General features: G+C 71.4%; 17 protein-coding genes. 10 read left to right on the forward strand and 7 right to left on the reverse strand.

Annotated elements, in window-relative coordinates:
- Positions 1-11 precede the first annotated feature (11 nt).
- The 4 genes from ABZ342_RS18835 to ABZ342_RS18850 are packed head-to-tail and all read right to left on the reverse strand — an operon-like array spanning position 12 to position 3,781.
- Positions 12-839: an enoyl-CoA hydratase family protein gene (locus tag ABZ342_RS18835; protein ID WP_360474372.1), complete on the reverse strand. Its 828-nt coding sequence runs from the start codon at positions 837-839 to the stop codon at positions 12-14.
- Positions 836-1,528 carry an SDR family oxidoreductase gene (locus ABZ342_RS18840; RefSeq protein WP_360474374.1) on the reverse strand — a complete coding sequence of 231 codons (693 nt, stop codon included), beginning with the start codon at positions 1,526-1,528 and terminating at the stop codon, positions 836-838. The genes ABZ342_RS18835 and ABZ342_RS18840 overlap by 4 nt, the downstream gene beginning before the upstream one ends.
- Positions 1,525-3,036 carry a benzoate-CoA ligase family protein gene (locus ABZ342_RS18845; protein ID WP_360474376.1) on the reverse strand — a complete coding sequence of 504 codons (1,512 nt, stop codon included), beginning with the start codon at positions 3,034-3,036 and terminating at the stop codon, positions 1,525-1,527. Before ABZ342_RS18845 ends, ABZ342_RS18840 begins: the two co-directional genes overlap by 4 nt.
- Entirely contained in the window at positions 3,029-3,781 is a 753-nt protein-coding gene (locus tag ABZ342_RS18850) for a creatininase family protein (protein WP_155541817.1), read from the reverse strand. Before ABZ342_RS18850 ends, ABZ342_RS18845 begins: the two co-directional genes overlap by 8 nt.
- 47 nt (positions 3,782-3,828) lie before the next feature.
- Between ABZ342_RS18850 and ABZ342_RS18855 the strand changes: the two genes are divergently transcribed.
- The 5 genes from ABZ342_RS18855 to ABZ342_RS18875 all read left to right on the forward strand — a co-directional run bounded on the left by ABZ342_RS18855 (position 3,829) and on the right by ABZ342_RS18875 (position 8,665).
- Positions 3,829-4,644: a PaaX family transcriptional regulator C-terminal domain-containing protein gene (locus ABZ342_RS18855; RefSeq protein ID WP_155541818.1), complete on the forward strand. Its 816-nt coding sequence runs from the start codon at positions 3,829-3,831 to the stop codon at positions 4,642-4,644.
- Positions 4,641-5,435: a tryptophan 2,3-dioxygenase family protein gene (locus tag ABZ342_RS18860; protein ID WP_155541819.1), complete on the forward strand. Its 795-nt coding sequence runs from the start codon at positions 4,641-4,643 to the stop codon at positions 5,433-5,435. The genes ABZ342_RS18855 and ABZ342_RS18860 overlap by 4 nt, the downstream gene beginning before the upstream one ends.
- Positions 5,432-6,625 (forward strand): kynureninase, encoded by a 1,194-nt coding sequence (locus ABZ342_RS18865; RefSeq protein ID WP_360474379.1) that lies wholly within the window; start codon positions 5,432-5,434, stop codon positions 6,623-6,625. Before ABZ342_RS18860 ends, ABZ342_RS18865 begins: the two co-directional genes overlap by 4 nt.
- 166 nt (positions 6,626-6,791) lie before the next feature.
- Positions 6,792-7,865: a Glu/Leu/Phe/Val dehydrogenase dimerization domain-containing protein gene (locus tag ABZ342_RS18870; RefSeq protein WP_360474381.1), complete on the forward strand. Its 1,074-nt coding sequence runs from the start codon at positions 6,792-6,794 to the stop codon at positions 7,863-7,865.
- Positions 7,862-8,665 (forward strand): serine hydrolase, encoded by an 804-nt coding sequence (locus ABZ342_RS18875; RefSeq protein WP_360474383.1) that lies wholly within the window; start codon positions 7,862-7,864, stop codon positions 8,663-8,665. Before ABZ342_RS18870 ends, ABZ342_RS18875 begins: the two co-directional genes overlap by 4 nt.
- A 76-nt stretch (positions 8,666-8,741) precedes the next feature.
- On the opposite strand, the gene ABZ342_RS18880 is transcribed toward ABZ342_RS18875, so the two are convergent.
- Positions 8,742-9,689 (reverse strand): LysR substrate-binding domain-containing protein, encoded by a 948-nt coding sequence (locus ABZ342_RS18880; protein WP_360474385.1) that lies wholly within the window; start codon positions 9,687-9,689, stop codon positions 8,742-8,744.
- A gap of 84 nt (positions 9,690-9,773) precedes the next feature.
- On the opposite strand from ABZ342_RS18880, the gene ABZ342_RS18885 reads away from it, so the two are divergent.
- Entirely contained in the window at positions 9,774-10,715 is a 942-nt protein-coding gene (locus ABZ342_RS18885; RefSeq protein ID WP_360474387.1) for an MBL fold metallo-hydrolase, read from the forward strand.
- Positions 10,716-10,906: 191 nt separating this feature from the next.
- Here ABZ342_RS18885 and ABZ342_RS18890 read toward each other — a convergent pair whose 3' ends face one another.
- Together ABZ342_RS18890 and ABZ342_RS18895 are read right to left on the reverse strand one after the other, a co-directional pair.
- Entirely contained in the window at positions 10,907-11,092 is a 186-nt protein-coding gene (locus ABZ342_RS18890) for a DUF5302 domain-containing protein (protein WP_004559232.1), read from the reverse strand.
- A gap of 82 nt (positions 11,093-11,174) precedes the next feature.
- The gene (locus tag ABZ342_RS18895) at positions 11,175-12,119 is read right to left on the reverse strand and encodes a winged helix-turn-helix transcriptional regulator (protein ID WP_360474389.1); all 945 of its coding nucleotides are present in this window, start codon (positions 12,117-12,119) and stop codon (positions 11,175-11,177) included.
- 214 nt (positions 12,120-12,333) lie between these two features.
- On the opposite strand from ABZ342_RS18895, the gene ABZ342_RS18900 reads away from it, so the two are divergent.
- From ABZ342_RS18900 to ABZ342_RS18915, 4 genes are read left to right on the forward strand one after another with little or no spacing between them, the layout of a single operon-like run.
- Complete coding sequence (locus tag ABZ342_RS18900; protein ID WP_360474391.1) at positions 12,334-13,806, forward strand: carotenoid oxygenase family protein; 1,473 nt, start codon at positions 12,334-12,336, stop codon at positions 13,804-13,806.
- On the forward strand, positions 13,803-15,500 hold the full coding sequence (locus tag ABZ342_RS18905; RefSeq protein ID WP_360474393.1) for a class I adenylate-forming enzyme family protein: 1,698 nt from the start codon (positions 13,803-13,805) through the stop codon (positions 15,498-15,500). The genes ABZ342_RS18900 and ABZ342_RS18905 overlap by 4 nt, the downstream gene beginning before the upstream one ends.
- 4 nt (positions 15,501-15,504) lie before the next feature.
- Positions 15,505-16,692, forward strand: a complete 1,188-nt coding sequence (locus ABZ342_RS18910) for an acetyl-CoA acetyltransferase (RefSeq protein ID WP_360474395.1) — start codon at positions 15,505-15,507, stop codon at positions 16,690-16,692.
- Positions 16,689-17,672, forward strand: coding sequence for an LLM class F420-dependent oxidoreductase (locus tag ABZ342_RS18915; protein ID WP_360474397.1), 984 nt, complete (start codon positions 16,689-16,691; stop codon positions 17,670-17,672). The genes ABZ342_RS18910 and ABZ342_RS18915 overlap by 4 nt, the downstream gene beginning before the upstream one ends.
- The last annotated feature ends 2 nt before the right edge of the window (positions 17,673-17,674 follow it).

Raw genomic sequence — 17,674 nt, forward strand, 5'->3', positions numbered from 1 at the left:
GAGGACAGGCCCTAGCGGCCGGTCCACCGGGGTTCGCGTCCCGCGGTCCACGCCGCGTAGAACTCCTTGTGGTCCTTCGCCGTCATCAGCAGCGCCTGGGTCATCGCCTCCAGCTCGATCGCGCTCCCCAGGTCCATGTCCAGCTCGCGGGTCAGCAGCACCTTCGTCGTCGCGTACGCCAGCGCCGGCCCGTCCGCCAACCGACGGGCCAAGGCCGTAGCGACAGAAGGCAAGTCGGCATCCGGGACCACCTGAGTGGCCAGCCCGATCTCCGAAGCCCGGGACGCGGACACCTTGTCGCCCAGGATCAGCAGCTCGGTCGCGCGGCCCAGGCCCACCAGCCTCGGCAGCAGATACGCCGAACCCATGTCCGCCCCCGCCAAGCCCACCTTCGTGAACAGGAACGCGAACTTCGCCGACTCCGCCAGCAGCCGGAAGTCACTCGCCAGTGCGATCACCGAACCCGCGCCCGCCGCCACGCCGTTGACCGCCGCGATCACCGGGAGCGGGCACTCGCGCAGCGCCTTGACCACCGCGCCCGTCATGCGCGTGAACTCCAGCAGCTCCGCCGTCTCGAACTTCTGCAGCTCGCCGATGATCTCCTCGACGTCGCCGCCGGAGCAGAACCCGCGGCCCTGCCCGGTGATCACCAGTACCCTCACGTCGTCGTGCTGCGGCAGCTCGACGACCAGGTCCCGCAGGTCGGCGTAGACGTCGAACGTCAGCGCGTTCAGCTTCTCCGGCCGGGTGAACGTCACGGTCGCGACGCCGTCGTCCACCGTGAACTCGAAGTGCTCCCACTCCTTCGTCAGCGGTGCGGTCGCGCGGAACGGGCTCATGACTGGATTCCTCCGCCGTCGAGTACGAGGGTCTGGCCGTTGATCGCGGCGGCTTCGGGGGCCGCCAGGAAGGCGACGGCGAACGCCACCTCCGAAGGTTCCAGCAGCCGGCCGAGCGGGGACGCCGCCGCCAGCGCGGACTCGGCGTCATCCACGGAACGTCCCGTGCGCTCCTGGATCCGGGCCACCGAGGTCGCCGTCATGTCGGTGCGGACGAACGCCGGGCAGACCGCGTTCGCCGTGACGCCGGTGCCGGCCAGCTCCGCCGCGACCGCCCGCATCAGGCCGGCCGCCGCGTGCTTCGACGCCGTGTACGCGGCCGTGTAGCGGTAGCCGACGTGCGACGCGGTCGACGCCACCGTCACGATCCGGCCGCTGTCCCGGGAGCGCATCCCCGGCAGCACCTCGCGCGTGCACAGGAACGCGCCGGTCGCGTTGACCTCGAGCTGCGACCGCCAGTCGTCGAGCGAAGTCTTCGCCAGGGGCGCGCTGGCGGAGATCCCGGCGTTGTTCACCAGCACGTCCACCGGCCCGGCCGCCGCGAAGTAGGCGGCGACGGCGTCCTCGTCCGTGACGTCGCATTCGGCGCGCCCCGGCGCGAGCACGGTGTCACCCAGGGAAGAGAACCGCGCGGCGATCGCGGCGCCGATGCCGCGGGTGCCGCCGGTGACCACGACCAGGCGGCTCACGAGCGGCCCGCCAGTGCGCGCCGGTCGAGTTTTCCGTTGGCCGTGCGGGGAAGTTCGGTCATGAACACCACTTCACGGGGGTACTTGTGCTTGGCCAGCCGGGCTTTCACGTGGTCCTTCAGCTCGTCGGCGGTCACCGAGGCCCGCGTCACGACGTAGGCGCGCGGTAAAACCAGGCCGTCGACCTCCTGGCCGACCACCGCGCAGTCCACCACCGAAGGGTGCCCGAGCAAGCAGTCTTCGATCTCGCCGGGTGCGACGAACACCCCGCCGACCTTGAGTAGCGCGTCGGCGCGCCCGTGGTGACGGAAGTACCCGTCCACCCGGCTGAACAGATCACCGGAGGTCAAGGTGTCGCCGTCGAACGTCTTCGCGGACTTCTCGGCATCGCCGAAGTACTCCAGCGCGATCGTCGGCCCGGTGACCCGCAGCGGCCCGATTTCCCCGTCGGGCAAAGGGTTCCCGAGTTCGTCGACGACTTCGGCCGTGTACCCGGGAACGGGCGTCCCGAGGGTGCCGAGCCGGGCCGAGCCCGGCCGGTTCGACAGGTAGATGTGGTAGGCCTCGGACGAGCCGATCCCGTCCACCACCGGCACCCCGAACATCGCGTCCCACTTGCGGTGCAGCTCCGGCGGCAGTGCCTCGCCGGCCGACGTCGTCATCCGCAGGCAGCTCAGGTCCTGCGACGCCGCGTCCGGGTGCGCGACCATCGCGCTCATCATCGTCGGGACGTTGACGAGCACCGTCGGGCGGTGCCGCGCGATCAGCTCGAACACCAGGTCCGCCGTGCTGCGCTCGGGGAACGCGATCCCGGCCGCTCCGACGCCGAACGGGAACAGTGCCACCAGGTCGCGCGCGTAGCCGAAGAACAGCTTGGGCACGGCGAGCACGCGGTCGTCCTCCCGCAGTCCCAGCACCTGCACGGCGTACCGCTCGAAGCTCTCTTTCGCACTGCGCAAGGGATGCACGCACGCCTTGGGCGCGCCGGTGCTGCCGGTGGTGAACTTCCAGATCCCGATGTCGTCCACAGTGGTCGGTGCGGCTTCCAGGGCATCCGGCGCCGCATCCACCAGGGACCGGAACGGACGTTCGCCCGGCAGCAGCTCGTCTTCGGGCACCCCGGTGACCAGAAGCCCGGTGGCGCCCGCTTCGCGCAGGGCGGGCAGCGTGACGGCGTCGGCGATCACCGCGACGGCCTCGGTGTAGCCGAGGTAGTACGCGTAGTCCTTGGGCTGCAGGAACGGGTAGACCTCGGCGGTCACCGCGCCGATCTTCTGCGCGCCGTACCAGGTCGCGACGAACTCGTCGCCGTCGCTCAGCGCGAGCAGCACCCGCTGTCCTCTTCGGACACCGGCGTCGAGCAGCACGTTCCCGATGCGGTTGGCCAGCCGCGCCAGCTCGTCGTAGCTCACCGACCGGTCGCCGACGACCAGCGCGGTCCGCGAGCCCCGGCCCGCGGCGACGTGCCGGTCGAGGAAGTGCGTGGCGAGGTTGAACGGCTCACTCACGGGCCAGCTCCCGGATCGCTTCCACCAGCAGGTCGGTCAACGTCGAGAAGGTCTCTTCGCCTTCGGAGGCGGTCGCCTCGGCCGGCGAACCGCAGTACGCCTCGGTCATCCCCATCTCGGCGAAGCCGCCGTCTTCCGGCGCGGCGGCCAGGCTCACGGGCACGTGCGGCAACGTCCGCATCAGCGGCTGGTCGACCAGTTCGGGCCGGTCGGCCAGCACGAGCGACGTCTCGTAGCGGCCCGCGTGGCACTCGCCGGAGCGGAACTCGTCGGTCAGCCGCTGCGCGTGCCGCCGCCGGACCAGGTCGAGCAGCGCGACGCGGCCTTCGTAGGCGAAGTTCAACGTCTCCACCGCGCGCCGCAGCGTGACCAGGTGCGCGGGCTCGAAGTGGTTGTTGACCAGCAAGATCCGCTTGAACCGCTGCCCGATCAGCGCGGACCCGATGTCGACGAGCAGCGAGTGCAGCGTTTCCTCGCCGATGTGGACGCCGCCGGCGAACCCGGCCGCGAACCGCGTCACGCCGTAGGGCACCTCGGGCAGCACCAGCACGTGGACGTCCTCGTCGGCGGCCAGGCGCGAAGCCGCGCGCTCGCACATCCCGCGCGAGATCAGCGGGTCGGTGCCCAGCGGCGCGTGCGGCCCGTGCGGCTCGATCGCGCCCAGCGGGAGCAGCAGCACCGGCACGCGGCCGTCGTCCGGCAACGAGGCGACCTGCCGCGAGCTGAGGTCCGCGAAGTACGTCACGCAAATCAAGCTACACCGCAGCGGCCTGAGGTGTATAGAGTTGCCGCATGCCCGGAGATGCCTTCGACGCCAGCCCGCAGGAGCTGGTCGTGACGTTGCTGGGCAGCTACGTGCACCCGCGCGAAACCCGGCGGGTGTGGTCGGGCGGCCTGGTCGCGGCGCTCGCCGAGCTGGGCTTCTCCGACGGCGCGGCCCGGATCGCGCTCACCCGCGTGGTGCGCCGCGGCCTCCTCCAGCGCCACCGCGAGGGACGCACCGTGCACTACTCGCTGACCCGCCGCACCATCGCCCTGCTCGCCGACGGCGACCACCGGATCTTCTCCCTCGGCCGCCGCGAGCGCGCCGCCGGCGAGTGGACCGTGCTCTGGCAGAGCATCCCGGAGAGCCGCCGCCAGGCCCGCGAACGCCTGGTGCGGCGGCTGCGGTTCCTCGGGTTCGGCCCCTACCAGGACGGCACCTGGATCGCCCCGCACGACCGCGAGGCCGAGGTCGTCGCCCTGCTCGGCGAGCTGGACGTCACCGAGCACGCCGGGCTGCTGCTCGGGCGGCCGTCGGCCGCGCTCGACGTCCGCCGCTTCGCCGGCCGGGCCTGGGACCTCGACGACCTCACCGCCCGCTACACGGCGTTCGTCGAGCAGTTCGGCGGCTACGCCGGGGCCGACCCCCCGGACGTCGAAGCCTTCGCCGTCCACACGCGCCTGGTGCACACGTTCCGGGCGTTCCCGTCGCTCGACCCCGAACTGCCCGCCGACCTGGTGCCCGCACCGGATCGGCGAGCGGCGGCGGTCGAGTTGTTCCACGATCTGTACACCGCGCTGGCTCCGGCCGCTCAGCGCCATTTCGACGAGGTGACCAAGGGATGACCGAAACCAGCCAAGCGACCCAGGAAGCCCTGAGCTACACCTCGTACCTGGCGTTGGACGACGTGCTGAACGCCCAGCGCCCGCGGTCCGACGAGCACGACGAGCTGCTGTTCATCGTGATCCACCAGGTGTACGAGCTGTGGTTCAAGCAGATCCTCCACGAGGCGGAGTTCCTCCAGCGCAACCTCGAAAAGGGGAACACCGCGCACTCGATCCGGGTCCTGCGCCGGATCCTGACGATCCTCAAGGTCGCCGTCGCGCAGATCGACGTCCTGGAAACCATGACCCCCAGCCAGTTCACGAGCTTCCGCGCCCGTTTGGACGCTTCGAGCGGCTTCCAGTCGGCCCAGTTCCGGGAGCTGGAAGCCGTGCTCGGGCGGCGCGACGAGCGCGTGTTCGCCCACTACCCCGAAGGCGGCGAGCAGCGGAAAGGCATCGCCGAGGCGATGGCGCGGCCGTCGTTGTTCGACTCTTTTCTCACGTATCTCAAGGTTTCTGGCTATGCGGTCGAGTGTGACCGAGACGTCACTCGACCGGTGGAGCCGTCCCCGGCCCTGCAGGCGATATTGCTGGACGTGTACAGCGACGACGGCGGACCGTCGGTCGTCGCGGAATGTCTGGTGGATCTCGATGAAGGGATGCAGGAGTGGCGCTACCGGCACGTGAAGATGGTCGAACGCACCATCGGCGACAAGACCGGGACGGGGGGATCTTCCGGCGCGACCTACCTGCGTACCACGCTCTTCCAGCCGATGTTCCCGGATCTCTGGGCCGTACGGAGCCGACTGTGACCACTTTGGACGACCTGCGCGCGGACGACAACGCGCTCGCCCCGCACTACTCCCGCTTCGGCGTCGCCGAGCGCCTGCTGCTGTCCGGGCACTCGCACCAGGCGTGGCCGGACGTCGCGGAGGAGGGCCTGCGGGAGTCCTTCGCGGACGCCGCCCGCGACGTCGACGAGAAGTGGGGGCGCGCGTTCGCGAAGGCCGACGAGCTGCGCGCGGGGTTCCGCCTGCTGCTCGGCGACCCGCACGGCGAGTACGCGCTCGGCGCGAGCACGCACGACCTGGTGCTGCGGTTCCTCTCGGCGATGGAGCTGCCGCGAAGACCGCGCCTGGTCACCACGGACGGCGAGTTCCACACCCTGCGCCGCCAGCTCGCCCGCCTCGAGGAGGAGGGCGTCGAAGTCATCCGGGTGCCGCTGGAGCCGGTGACGACGCTCGCCGAGCGCGTCGCCGCCGAAGTGGACGACAACACCGCCGCGGTGCTCGTCTCGGCCGTGCTGTTCGAGACGTCGCGGCTGGTCCCGGGGCTCGCGCACCTGGCCGACTCGTGCCGTGACCGGTCGATCGAGCTGGTCGTCGACGCCTACCACGCGCTCGGCGTCGTCCCGTTCCCGCTGCACGACCTCGGGCTCACCAACGCCTGGGTGCTCGGCGGCGGCTACAAGTACCTGCAGCTCGGCGAGGGGAACTGCTTCCTGCGGCTGCCCGCGCACGCCCAGGAGCTGCGGCCGGTGATCACCGGCTGGTACGCCGAGTTCGGGGCGCTCGCCGACGAGCGCGACCCGGGCAAGGTCGCCTACGCCACCGGCGGCGACCGGTTCGCCGGCGCCACCTACGACCCGGCCAGCCACTACCGCGGCGCCCGGGTCCAGCGGTTCTTCGCCGAGCAGGGCCTGACGCCGGAGTTCCTGCGCGAGGTGTCGCAGCACCAGGTGGGCCTGCTCGCGTCGGTGTTCGACTCGCTCGGCTTGCCCGGCGACGTCGTGACGCGGGATCGCGAGACGCCGCTCGACCGGCTCGGCGGGTTCCTCTCGCTGCGCTGCGCCGACGCGGCCGGGCTCCAGGCGGCACTGGCCGCCCAGGGCGTCCGCACCGACAGCCGGGGACCGTACCTGCGCTTCGGCCCGGCGCCGTACCTCTCCGACACCCAGCTCGAGACGGCGATGAACGCTCTCGGCAAGGTGGCCCGCGGCTGATTACCGGTCCGTATCGCAGGACCGCCACTGGTCCGGCGATCAAGGGGGATCTAGGTTGGTGCCGGGCACCCCGCGGGCGGACGACCTCCGCGCGCCGGGCTCCCACCGACCACGTGAAGCGCGTCCCGGCCACGAACCGGGCGCGGGAGACAAAGGAGTCACCACCGTGACCGAAGGAGTGTTCGCCCGGGGCACCGGGCACGAACAGGTCGTGTACTGCCACGACCAGGCCAGTGGCCTCAAGGCCATCATCGGCATCTACTCCACGGCGCTCGGACCCGCTTTGGGCGGGACGCGCTTCCACCCCTACGCCACCGAAGCGGACGCGCTCGACGACGTGCTCGCGCTGTCCAAGGGCATGGCGTACAAGAACGCGCTGGCCGGGCTCGACCTCGGCGGCGGCAAGGCCGTCATCCTCGGCGACCCGAAGACGCTCAAGTCCGAAGCGCTGCTGCGCGCGTTCGGGCGCTTCGTGCAGTCCCTGGGCGGCCGCTACATCACGGCGTGCGACGTCGGCACGTACGTGCAGGACATGGACATCGTCGCCCGCGAATCCGACTTCGTCACCGGCCGCTCGCCCGAGGACGGCGGCGCCGGCGACTCGTCCGTGCTGACGGCGTTCGGCGTGTTCCAGGGCATGCGCGCCTCGGCCGAGCACCTCTGGGGCAGCCCGGACCTGGCCGGCAAGCGCGTCGGCGTGGCGGGCGTCGGCAAGGTCGGGCACATCCTCGTCGGGCACCTCGTGGACGCCGGCGCGCAGGTGACCATCACCGACGTCTACGCGCCGGCGATTTCGCGCACGCTCGAGATCTACCCGAGCGTGCAGGTCGTGTCCGATGTGGACACCCTGCTGCGGGCCGAGCTGGACGTCTTCGCCCCGTGTGCACTGGGTGGCGTGTTGAACGACGCGTCGGTTCCGGTGCTGGGCGCTCGCATCGTGTGCGGAGCGGCGAACAACCAGCTCGCGCACGCCGGCATCGACAAGCAGTTGGCCGACCGCGGCGTCCTGTACGCGCCGGATTACCTGGTCAACGCCGGTGGTGTGATCCAGGTGGACGACGAGAGGCACGGCTTCAACTTCGAGCGCGCCAAGCGCAAGACGACGGCGATCTACGACACGACGAAGGCCGTGTTCGCGCTGGCCGACGCCGACGGCGTCCCCCCGGCGACGGCGGCCGACCGGCTCGCGGAGCGCCGGATGGCGGAGGTCGGGCGGCTGCGGTCCATCATGACCGGGTGACCCTTTCGGACATCTTCGAAGCGGCGGGCGTGCGGGGGTTCCTGCACGCCCGCCGTCTCGGTTCTCCGGCATCCGTCGATGTCGACGCGGACTCGCCGGTCGTGCTGGCGTCCGTGGTGAAGGTGGCGCTGGCGTACGAGTTCGCCCGTCAGGTGGCGGCGGGCCAGCTCGACCCGACGGACCGGGTGCACGCGACGGCGGCCGACCGGCTGGGCGGCAGCGGCTCGGCGGGCTTCGCGGACGACGTTTCGTACAGCCTGCGGGACGCGGCGCTGCTGGCGTTGTCGGTGTCGGACAACACGGCCGCGGACCTGCTGTTCGACCGCGTGGGCGTGGCGAACGTCCGGTCTCTGCTGGCGGAGCTGGGGCTGACGCGGACTTCCGTCATCGGCGCGCCCCGGGATCTGCTGCGCACGATCATCGACGACACCGCCGCCGGACTTCCGTTGCGTGCCTTGGATCCCTTGCGGACCTCGGCTTCGACGCCGCGGGAGATGACGGCTCTGCTTTCGGCTCTGTGGAGCGATCCCGGGCCGGGTGCGCAGGTCTTGGCGTGGATGTCGGCCCAGGTCAGCTGGCACCGGCTGACCGCGGGGTTTCCCCCGGAGGTGGCGGTGGCGGCCAAGACGGGGACGATGCCGGGCATCCGCAACGAGATCGGCGTCGTGACGTACCCGGACGGGACGGCGTACGCGGTGGCGGTGTTCACGGTGGGCGGCGCGGAGACGTTGCGCCGCCCGGACATCGACCGCGCGATCGGCGACGCGGCCCGCGCGGCGGTCGATCAGCTCCGCTCGTGATGCCCGTCCGATCACGCGTGATGCCCCTCTGATCACGCTTGATGCCTGTCCCATCACGCGTGATGCCCCCACCACCTCAGCTGCGCTCGTAGAACACGTCCCACGGCCGCGCGCCGCCCGGGTCCGGCGGCACCAGCCGCGAGACGCCGTCGTCCCGCAGCACACCCGCCGCGATCTCCGCCAGCTTCGCCGCCTGCGGGTGCGGACTCGACGACGGCCAGGCGAACGCCATCCGCGCGTGCAGGACCTCGCCGTCGATTGGCCGCCAGACCACCCGCGGTTCCTTGCGGGCTGCGGGCTCGAACGCGACGCCGTGGCCGGCCAGGACCAGGCCGAGCGCGAACTCCGGGTTGCGCGCGTGCCGGACGGCCGCCGGGCGGAAGCCGTGCTCCCAGCAGGTGCGCAGCAGGGCGTCGTAGCTGCCGGGGGCCGCCGCGCGCGGGGCGTGCACCAGGCCTTCGCCCGCGAGGTCGGCCAAGGTCAGGACGGCGTGGCGGGCCAGCGGCGAGTCGCGGGGGAGGAGCACGCCGAGCGGCGTGTCGATCGCGGGCCCGAGGTCGAGCCCGATGACGTCGACCGGCAGCTGGAGGAGCCCGGCGTCCAGCGACCGGTCGGCGAGCAGCCGGGTCTGCTCGGCGGTGGTCAGCTCCTGCAGGTCGAGCCGGACGGCGGGGCACTCGCCGGCGAACCTCGTCAGGATCGCCGCGAGGACCCGTCCCGGCAGCTCCGGCGGCACACCCGCGCGCAGGGCGTCCGTCTCGCCGCGGTCGGCCTTCGCGACGAGCGCCGTCATGCGGTCCCAGCGGCTCAGGAGGTCACGGGCTTCGGTGCGGAGCACTTCGCCGGCTTCGGTGAGTGTGACGCGGCGGCCGCGGTCGAACAGCTTCGCGCCCAGCTCGGCTTCGAGCCGTTTCACGCGCTGGCTCAACGGCGGCTGGGCGATGCCGAGCCGGTCGGCGGCGTGGCCGAAGTGCAGTTCCTCGGCGACGACGAGGAAGTAGCGCAGCGAGCGGAGGTGATCCACGCTGCGACGATACCCGTCCGCATATCGACATGCCGACGTCTCGATCTTGGACAGCGCGGCCGGGCTCGTGGTCGAGTGCCCGTCATGAGCGAAGGATTCAGCAGACGCGGGCTGTTCGGCGCGGGCGCGGCGGCGGCCACGATCCTCGCCGGGGTGCCGGCGGCTTCGGCGTCGGCGGCGCCACGGGGGACGTCGCAGATGACGCTGCGGTGGTGGGGGAACAACGGGTGGGAGATCCGCGTCGGGACCAAGACGATCCTCATCGACCCGTGGTTGACGAGGTTCAAGACGGGCACGTACACCCCGGCGGGCGCCGACCCGCGCACGCCGCTGTCGGTGAACAAGGAGCTGATCGACGGTTACCTGGACCGCGGCTTCCTCCACGCCGACCACATCTTGGTGACCCACGGCCACTACGACCACCTCACCGACGTCCCCTACCTGGCCCAACGCACGGGAGCGACGGTCTACGGGACCGAGACCCATTTGAGTCTCATGGCGGCGCTGGGCGCACCGGAGGACCAGCTGGCGATCGCGTCCGGCGGTGAGGACCTGACGTTCGACGGGTACTCGATCCGGATCTTGCGGTCCTTGCACTCGGCGGTGGGCGCGCGAGCCCAGGTGCCGTTCCCGGGTTCGCGGCCGCTGTCCCGCCGGGACCGTCCCCGGGTGATCTCGGACCTGCTCGAAGGCGGCACGCTGGCGTACTGCGTCACCGGCGGCGGAGCGAGCGTGGTGAACTTCGGCGGCTCGAACTACGTCGAGTCCGAGCTGGCGGGGTTGCGCCCGGACGTGGTGCTCCTGCCGGTGGGGGGAGCGAAGGTGACTCAGTACGTGCCGAGGCTGCTGCGCACGCTGGGCAACCCGCGGATGGTGGCAGCGACCCACTGGGACGACTTCGATCTGCCGCTGGGCCAGGCCCACGACCCCAACGGGGGGTTGGAGGTACTGCGGAAGGCGGTGGCGGCGGCTTCGCCGGCGAGCGAGTTCGTGGTGCTGGACCACCTGGGTTCATTTGTGCCATAGCGGCTTGTCCACAGCCCCACTGCGTTGTGGACAACGAAACCGCCCGGCGGCTCGCCGGGCGGTTTCGTCGTTGACCGCCGATAGACTGGGACCGGGGACGCCCCCCAAGGGAAGGGCGGGGGAGCTGTCCGGCCCCCGGAACGCCGAATGCCCCCACCGCGAGCAGTGGGGGCCTTCGCCGACAACAGATCTCAGCCGCTCTTGCGGCGGAAAGTCCGCTTGTTGGCCGCGGGGCCGTGGGCGTGCTGGTTCTTGCCGCCGCCGTTCTCGTGGGACGCGCCCGAGCGGGCGTGGGCCTGCTTGCGCTCCAGCGCTTCCCGGAACTTGCGCTTGACGTCGTCCTCCTCGCCGCTGGGCGACGGATTCGGTTCACTCATGCTTACCTCCGGAACTGACGACGTGTGACCGCTCCAGCCTGGCATCAGACAAACCACTTGGCGAGTCGATTACGTCACGTCATCAGCGTTTGGGGGACGGCACCCCGCCGAACTGCACGGACTTGCGGGTCAGCGGGCGGCCGCAGTGGTCGCACAGCAGGATCGGCTGCAGCCGGTTGCCGCATTCGACGTGGTGGAGCGTGATGTCCGGCTCCTGGCCCGCCACCTCGAAGCCGCGCGACCACTCCGCGATGAACGCCAGCGCCGGGAAGAACGCCAGCCCCTTCGCCGTCATCCGGTAGTCGCGCGCGTCCGTGCGCGTGGCCGCCGTGCCCGTGCGCAGGACGCCGACCTCCACCAGCTTGCTCAGCCGGGCCGACAGCACGCTCGGCCCGATCCCCAGCTCGCGCTCGAACTCCGAGAAGTGCCGGCAGCCGAGCAGCGCCGACACCAGGAGCCCGGTCGACCAGCGGTCGCCCAGCAACTCCATCGTGTCGGGGAAGAACATCATCGGGTCGTTGGCCAGGGACTCCGCGTCCTTGCGGCGGAACCGCTTGGACGCCGTCGCGGCCGCCACGCCCGTGGTGTCGAGCCGGGTGGCCCGGACGTCGCGCGCGTCGACGCGGCGGCCGCACGCCCCGCAGCCCAGCGGCGCTGATGTAGCCAGCTCGCAGTCGAGGTGGATCAGCGTCGGCAGCACCTCGCGGCGGCCGTCGACCCACTCGCGCTCCCAGGCCCAGATCGAGATCAGCAGCGGCCACAGCTCCAGGCCGCGCTCGGTGAGCCGGTACTCGTGCCGCGTGCGGCGCGCGTCGCGGTAGGGCACGCGCGTGAGCATGCCCGCCTCCACCATGTCCCGCAGGCGCCCGGACAACGCGGTCGGCGAGATGCCCAGCCGCAGCCGCAGCTCTTCGTACCGCCGGAAGCGCAGGAAGAGGCCCTGCAGGATCAGCAGGGTCCACTGGTCACCGACCAGCTCGAGCGCTCTCCGGAGCGGATCCCCCGCCGGTCGGATGCGCTCTGTCATCCGGGGCTCCGCCCCGGGCCGGGGGCTCTGCCACCCGGAACCCCCGAAAGATGACTGTGCCGTCGCCTCGGTCACCGGACTTCCCCCTTGCTAAGTAACGGCCTCAGCGTACACCTGACTACACCTAAAGAAGCCTATTGACACCTGACTACACAAATCATAGTCTCATCCCCATCAGCCAGCGCGGTGAGCCCGACAGCCAGGGAGAAGCCCGATGACCAGCACCTCCGAACAGCCGCTGATGGTGGCCCGGACGGCGGACACCGGCGAGGCCAACCCCTACCTGCTCGGCGTGTACGCCCCCGTCGGAGAAGAGATCGACGCGGAAGACCTGCAGGTCATCGGCGAAATCCCGACGGACCTCAACGGCGTCTACCTGCGCAACGGCCCCAACCCGCGGTTCGCCCCGGAAGGCCGCTACCACTGGTTCGACGGCGACGGCATGATCCACGCCGTCCACCTGGAGAACGGCAAGGCGCGCTACCGCAACCGCTGGGTCCGCACGAAGGCCTTCGAGGCCGAGTCCGCGGCCGGCAAGGGCCTCTGGACCGGCGTCATGGAGAACCCGGCGGACAACCCGTTCGGCAACCACCACGGCCTCGGGCTCAAGGACAACGCCAACACCGACGTCATCTTCCACCGCGGCCGCGTCCTCGCGACCTGGTACCTGTGCGGCTCGCCGTACAGCGTCGACCCGCTCTCGCTGGAGACGCTCGGCGCCGAAGACTTCCTCGGCACGCTGGTCGGCGACATGATGGCCCACCCCAAGGTCGACGAGGCCACGGGCGAGCTGTTCTGGTTCGACTACGGCCCGCGCCCGCCCTACCTGCGCTACGGCGTCATCAGCGCGGACGGCCGGGTCGTCACCACCACCGAGATCGAGCTGCCGGGCCCGCGCCTGCCGCACGACATGGCCATCACCGATCGCTACGCGGTGCTGATGGACCTGCCGCTGGTCCAGGACCTGCAGGCGGCGAAGCAGGGCCGCCACAAGCTGCACTTCGACCGCTCGATGCCGAGCCGCTTCGGCGTGATGCCACGCTACGGAGACGGTAGCCAGATCAGGTGGTTCGAAGCGAGCCCGTGCTACATCTACCACGTCGTCAACGCCTGGGAAGAAGGCGACGAAGTCATCCTCGACGTCTGCCGCGTGCAGAAGCCGGCCCCTCGGCCGGATGCGCACACGCCGCTCGCGAAGATGCTCTCCTACCTGCGGCTCGACGCCCAGCTGCACCGCTACCGCTTCAACCTGCGGACCGGCGCGTGCCACGAGGCGCCGCTCGACGACGCCAACACCGAGTTCCCGACCGTCGACTCCCGAGGCGTCGGTCGTGCGAACCGGTTCTCCTACGCGGTGCACATCTCGCCCGAGTCGACGCTGAAGTTCGACGGGCTCGTGCGCTACGACAATCTTGCCGGCTCCAAGACCGAATACCGGTTCGGTCCCGGTCGGTGGGGCAGTGAGGCGCCCTTCGCACCCCGCGATGGCGCATCCGTCGATTCGGCGGACGGTTACCTGGTGACGTTCGTGCAGGACGAGCGTGAGGGACGCTCGGAACTGGACATCTTCGACGCCGCCGATCTCGCTGCCGGACCCGTGGCCAGGGTCCTGTTGCCCCAGCGGGTCCCGCTCGGTTTTCACGCGACCTGGGTCCGGGCGGACCAGCTGGAAAACCTCCGTTCATGAGATGCCATCGAGAGGGTCGCGCCCGGGACTTCCGGGCGCGGGGATGGTGGAGTGCGGAGACGATCGACCGGCTCGTGAAGGAGCGGGTCAGTGCCGACCCGGAGGGTCTCGCGCTGGTCGATCCACCGAACACCACCGCACTGGTCGGACGCGACCCGGTGCGGTGGACCTGGAACCGGCTCGACGAACGCGTCGACGTCCTGGCCGCGTTCCTGCTCGCCAGAGGGGTGCGAGCAGGTGACGTCGTGGCCGTGCAGCTGCCGAACTGCTCGGCCCTGGTGCAGGCGTTCCTCACGATCGTCCGGATCGGTGCCGTGGTCACCCCGTTCCCGGTGTCCTACCGGGAGCACGAGATGGGTCCGATGTGCCGGCGCACCGGGGCTGTCGCGGTGGTGACCGCATCCAGATACGGCGAGCACGAGCTCGCCGGGGCGGCCCTTGGGCTAATCGGCGCTGCGGCGCCGTCGGTCCGGTTCGTCGTCGCCCGGGGGGACGACGAACCGGCCGGCGCCCTGGCCTGGCCCGAAGATCCACTGTCCACTGCGGAGCGATCCACTCTGGACGCCTATCTGTCCGAACTCGACACCGACGTCGACGACTGCGTGACGATCTGCTGGACGTCCGGCACCGAAGCCGAGCCGAAGGCGGTCCCGCGCTGCCACGGCGACTGGCTCGCGACGGCCGCGGGGTGCGCCCAGGCGGCCGGCCTGACGCCCGAAGACGTCCTGCTGTCGCCGTTCCCGATGACGAACATGGCCGGCATCGGCGGGATGTTCCTGCCGTGGCTGCTGACCGGCGCCGTGTTCGTCCCGCACCACCCGTTCGACCTGCCGGTGTTCCTGGGGCAGCTCGCGGCCGAGCGCGTGACGTACACGCTCGCGCCACCGGCGTTGCTGACCATGCTGCTGCACAACGAAAAGATCCTGTCCGGAGTGGACATCGCGAGTGTGCGCAAGATCGGGTCCGGATCGGCGCCGCTCTCGCCGTGGCTCGTGCGCACCTGGGCCGAGCGGTACGGCATCGACATCATCAACTTCTTCGGCTCCAACGAAGGCACCGCGCTGCTGTCCGGCCCGGCCGACATCCCGGACCCGGACCAGCGCGCGAGCTACTTCCCGAACTACGCCTCCGAGGTCACGTGGTCGACGCCCGTCGCCGGCTGGACGTCGGTGCGGCTGCACGACCCGGTCACCGGCGAGCACGTGACCGAACCCGGGCGCCCCGGCGAGCTGCACATCGCCGGGCCGACGGTGTTCGCCGGCTACCTGACGTCGATGGGGGAACCCCTGGACACTTCGTCGTTCGACGAGGACGGGCACTTCCGCACCGGTGACGTCTTCGAGATCGCCGGCGAACGCGGGGAGTTCCTCAAGTACGTCGACCGGATGAAGGACCTGGTCATCCGCGGCGGCATGAACATCTCGCCCGCCGAGGTCGAGGGCCTGCTGGCCGGGCACCCGGACGTCGCCGACGTCGGCGTGGTCGGCGTGCCCGACGACGTCATGGGCGAGCGGGTGTGCGCGGTCGTCGTGCCGGGCGCGCGCAAGCCGTCGCTCGACGAGCTGGTCGCGTACCTGCGCGAGAAGAAGGTGGCCGCGTTCAAGCTGCCGGAACGGCTCGAGTACGCCGACGCCTTGCCCCGGAACCCGGTGGGGAAGATCCTGAAGCGGCAGCTGCGGGAAAGTCTGGAGTGAGGCCATGACCGTGTTCGTGCTGGGCGGGGCGCAGACCGACTTCGCGCGCAACTACGCGAAGGAGGGGCGCGGGATCCTCGAGCTGTTCGCCGAGGTCGTGCCCGCCGCCCTCGCGGACGCCGGGGTTTCGGCCGACGACGTCGAGGTCGCGCACGTCGGCAACCTCGCCGCGGAGCTGTTCACCGGCCAGGCCCAGCTCGGCGGGCTGCTCGTCGCGGCGGTGCCGGAGCTGGACGGGGTGCCGTCGACCCGGCACGAAGCCGCCTGCGCGTCCGGCAGCACCGCGGTCCTCGCCGCGTGCGCGGACATCGAAGCGGGCCGCTACGACCTGGCGCTGGTCGTCGGGGTCGAGCTGATGCGCAACGTCGACGGGCAGCGGGCCGCCGAGCACCTCGGCTCCGCCGCGTGGGCCGGGCACGAAGCCGTCGCCGCGAAGTTCCCGTGGCCCGCGCTCTTCGCCGACGTCGCTTCCGCGTATGACGAGCGGTACGGACTCGACCCTGAGCACCTCGGGCAGTTCGCGTCGCACGCTTTCGACCGCGCGGCAAGGAATCCCCTCGCCCAGGCCCGCGACTGGCGGTTCCCGGCCGGGGCTTTCGGGCCCGACGACGAGCTGAACCCGGTGATCGAAGGCCGCCTGCGCAAGCAGGACTGCGGCCGGATCACCGACGGCGCCGCGGCGGTCCTGCTGGCTTCGCCCGCGTTCGCGCAGCGGCTCGGCGGCGGCTTCCCGCGCATCGCGGGCTTCGGGCACCGCACCTCCCACATCGGCCTCGCGGAGAAGCTCGCGTCCGGCGGCGAGTACCTCTTCCCGCACCTGCGCGGCGCGGTGGTCGACGCCTACGAGCGCGCGGGCGTGGCCGGGCCGGACGCACTCGACGTCGTCGAGCTGCACGACTGCTTCACGATCACCGGGCTGGTCGCACTGGAGCACCTCGGCGCCGCACCGCCCGGCGACGGCGGCGAGTTCATCGCCGACGGCGGCCTCGACACAGCCGGGATCAACCCCGGCGGCGGCCTCCTCGGGCTCGGCCACCCGGTCGGCGCGACCGGCGTCCGGATGCTGCACGACGTCGCCCGGCAGGTGACCGGGACGGCGGGCGAGACGCAGGTGGAGGGCGCGCGCACGGCGTTGACGCTCAACGTCGGCGGCTCCTTCACCACGGTCGTCACGATGGTGGTCACCGCATGAGGCTTTCGGTGTCGCTGGGGCTCTGGCAGGACCGCCCGCCGGAGGAGGCGCTGGAAACCGCGCGCGCCGCCGAGGCCGCGGGTTACCGGGAGCTGTGGATCGGCGAGATGGCGACGTGGGACGCGTTCGCCTTGGGGACCGCGATCGGCGCGGCGACGTCTTCGCTGTCGCTGACGTTCGGACCGCTGGCCGTGACGGTCCGGGACCCGGCGACGATCGCGATGGGCGTCGCGTCGGTCGCCGCGCTGACCGGACGTCCGACCGGGGTCGCGCTCGGCACGTCCAGCGACGTCGTGGTGCGCGGCTGGCACGGGCGGTCCCGGGCCCGCGCCGCCACGGCGCTGGAGGAGTCGGCGATCGCCGTGCGGCAGCTGATCTGCGGCGAGAAGTCCACTGTGGACGGCGCGGTGGTGGGCTCCCGGGGCTACCGGTTGCGGTTGGCCGCCCCGAAGTCGCCGGTGACGATCGCCGCGTTCGGGCCGCGCGCCCTCGACGTCGCCGCGCGCCACGCCGACCGGATGGTGGTCAACCTGGTCAGTCCCGCTGCCGCGGCTTCGCTGGTGCGGGGGCTGCGGGACGCGGCCGCGCGGGCGGAGGTCGCGCCGCCGCCGGTCGCTGCGTGGGTGGTCGGCGCGGTGGATCCGGGTCCGGCGGAGATCGAGCAGCTGCGCCGCGGTGTCGTCGGGTACCTGGCGGCGCCCGGATACGGCGAAATGTTCCGCGAGGCCGGGTTCGGAGGCCTGGTGGACTTCGCGCGCACCCGTCCGCACCCGCGTGAGCTGCTGGCCGCGGTGCCGGTCGAGGCGATCGCGACGGTGGGTCTGCTGGGTTCGCGCGAGGACGTCGCCGCGAAGGCGCGGGAGTACGCGGAAGCCGGGATCGACGAGCTGGCGATCGTGCCCGCCACCAGCGACGACGACCCCGGCGGCGCGAAAACTCTCGCCGCGTGTCGATCCGCGGTCGTCCCGTTCGACGCGTAGGC

It is taken from the genome of Amycolatopsis sp. NPDC005961 (genome assembly GCF_040629235.1).
Lineage (GTDB): Bacteria > Actinomycetota > Actinomycetes > Mycobacteriales > Pseudonocardiaceae > Amycolatopsis > Amycolatopsis camponoti.

Coding starts and splice junctions, on each gene's coding strand:
- ABZ342_RS18835 (WP_360474372.1), bottom strand. CDS start 839: ATGAGCCCGTTCCGCGCGACCGCACCGCTGACGAAGGAGTGGGAGCAC.
- ABZ342_RS18855 (WP_155541818.1), top strand. CDS start 3,829: ATGCCCGGAGATGCCTTCGACGCCAGCCCGCAGGAGCTGGTCGTGACG.
- ABZ342_RS18860 (WP_155541819.1), top strand. CDS start 4,641: ATGACCGAAACCAGCCAAGCGACCCAGGAAGCCCTGAGCTACACCTCG.
- ABZ342_RS18885 (WP_360474387.1), top strand. CDS start 9,774: ATGAGCGAAGGATTCAGCAGACGCGGGCTGTTCGGCGCGGGCGCGGCG.
- ABZ342_RS18890 (WP_004559232.1), bottom strand. CDS start 11,092: ATGAGTGAACCGAATCCGTCGCCCAGCGGCGAGGAGGACGACGTCAAG.
- ABZ342_RS18895 (WP_360474389.1), bottom strand. CDS start 12,119: ATGACAGAGCGCATCCGACCGGCGGGGGATCCGCTCCGGAGAGCGCTC.
- ABZ342_RS18900 (WP_360474391.1), top strand. CDS start 12,334: ATGACCAGCACCTCCGAACAGCCGCTGATGGTGGCCCGGACGGCGGAC.
- ABZ342_RS18905 (WP_360474393.1), top strand. CDS start 13,803: ATGAGATGCCATCGAGAGGGTCGCGCCCGGGACTTCCGGGCGCGGGGA.
- ABZ342_RS18910 (WP_360474395.1), top strand. CDS start 15,505: ATGACCGTGTTCGTGCTGGGCGGGGCGCAGACCGACTTCGCGCGCAAC.
- ABZ342_RS18915 (WP_360474397.1), top strand. CDS start 16,689: ATGAGGCTTTCGGTGTCGCTGGGGCTCTGGCAGGACCGCCCGCCGGAG.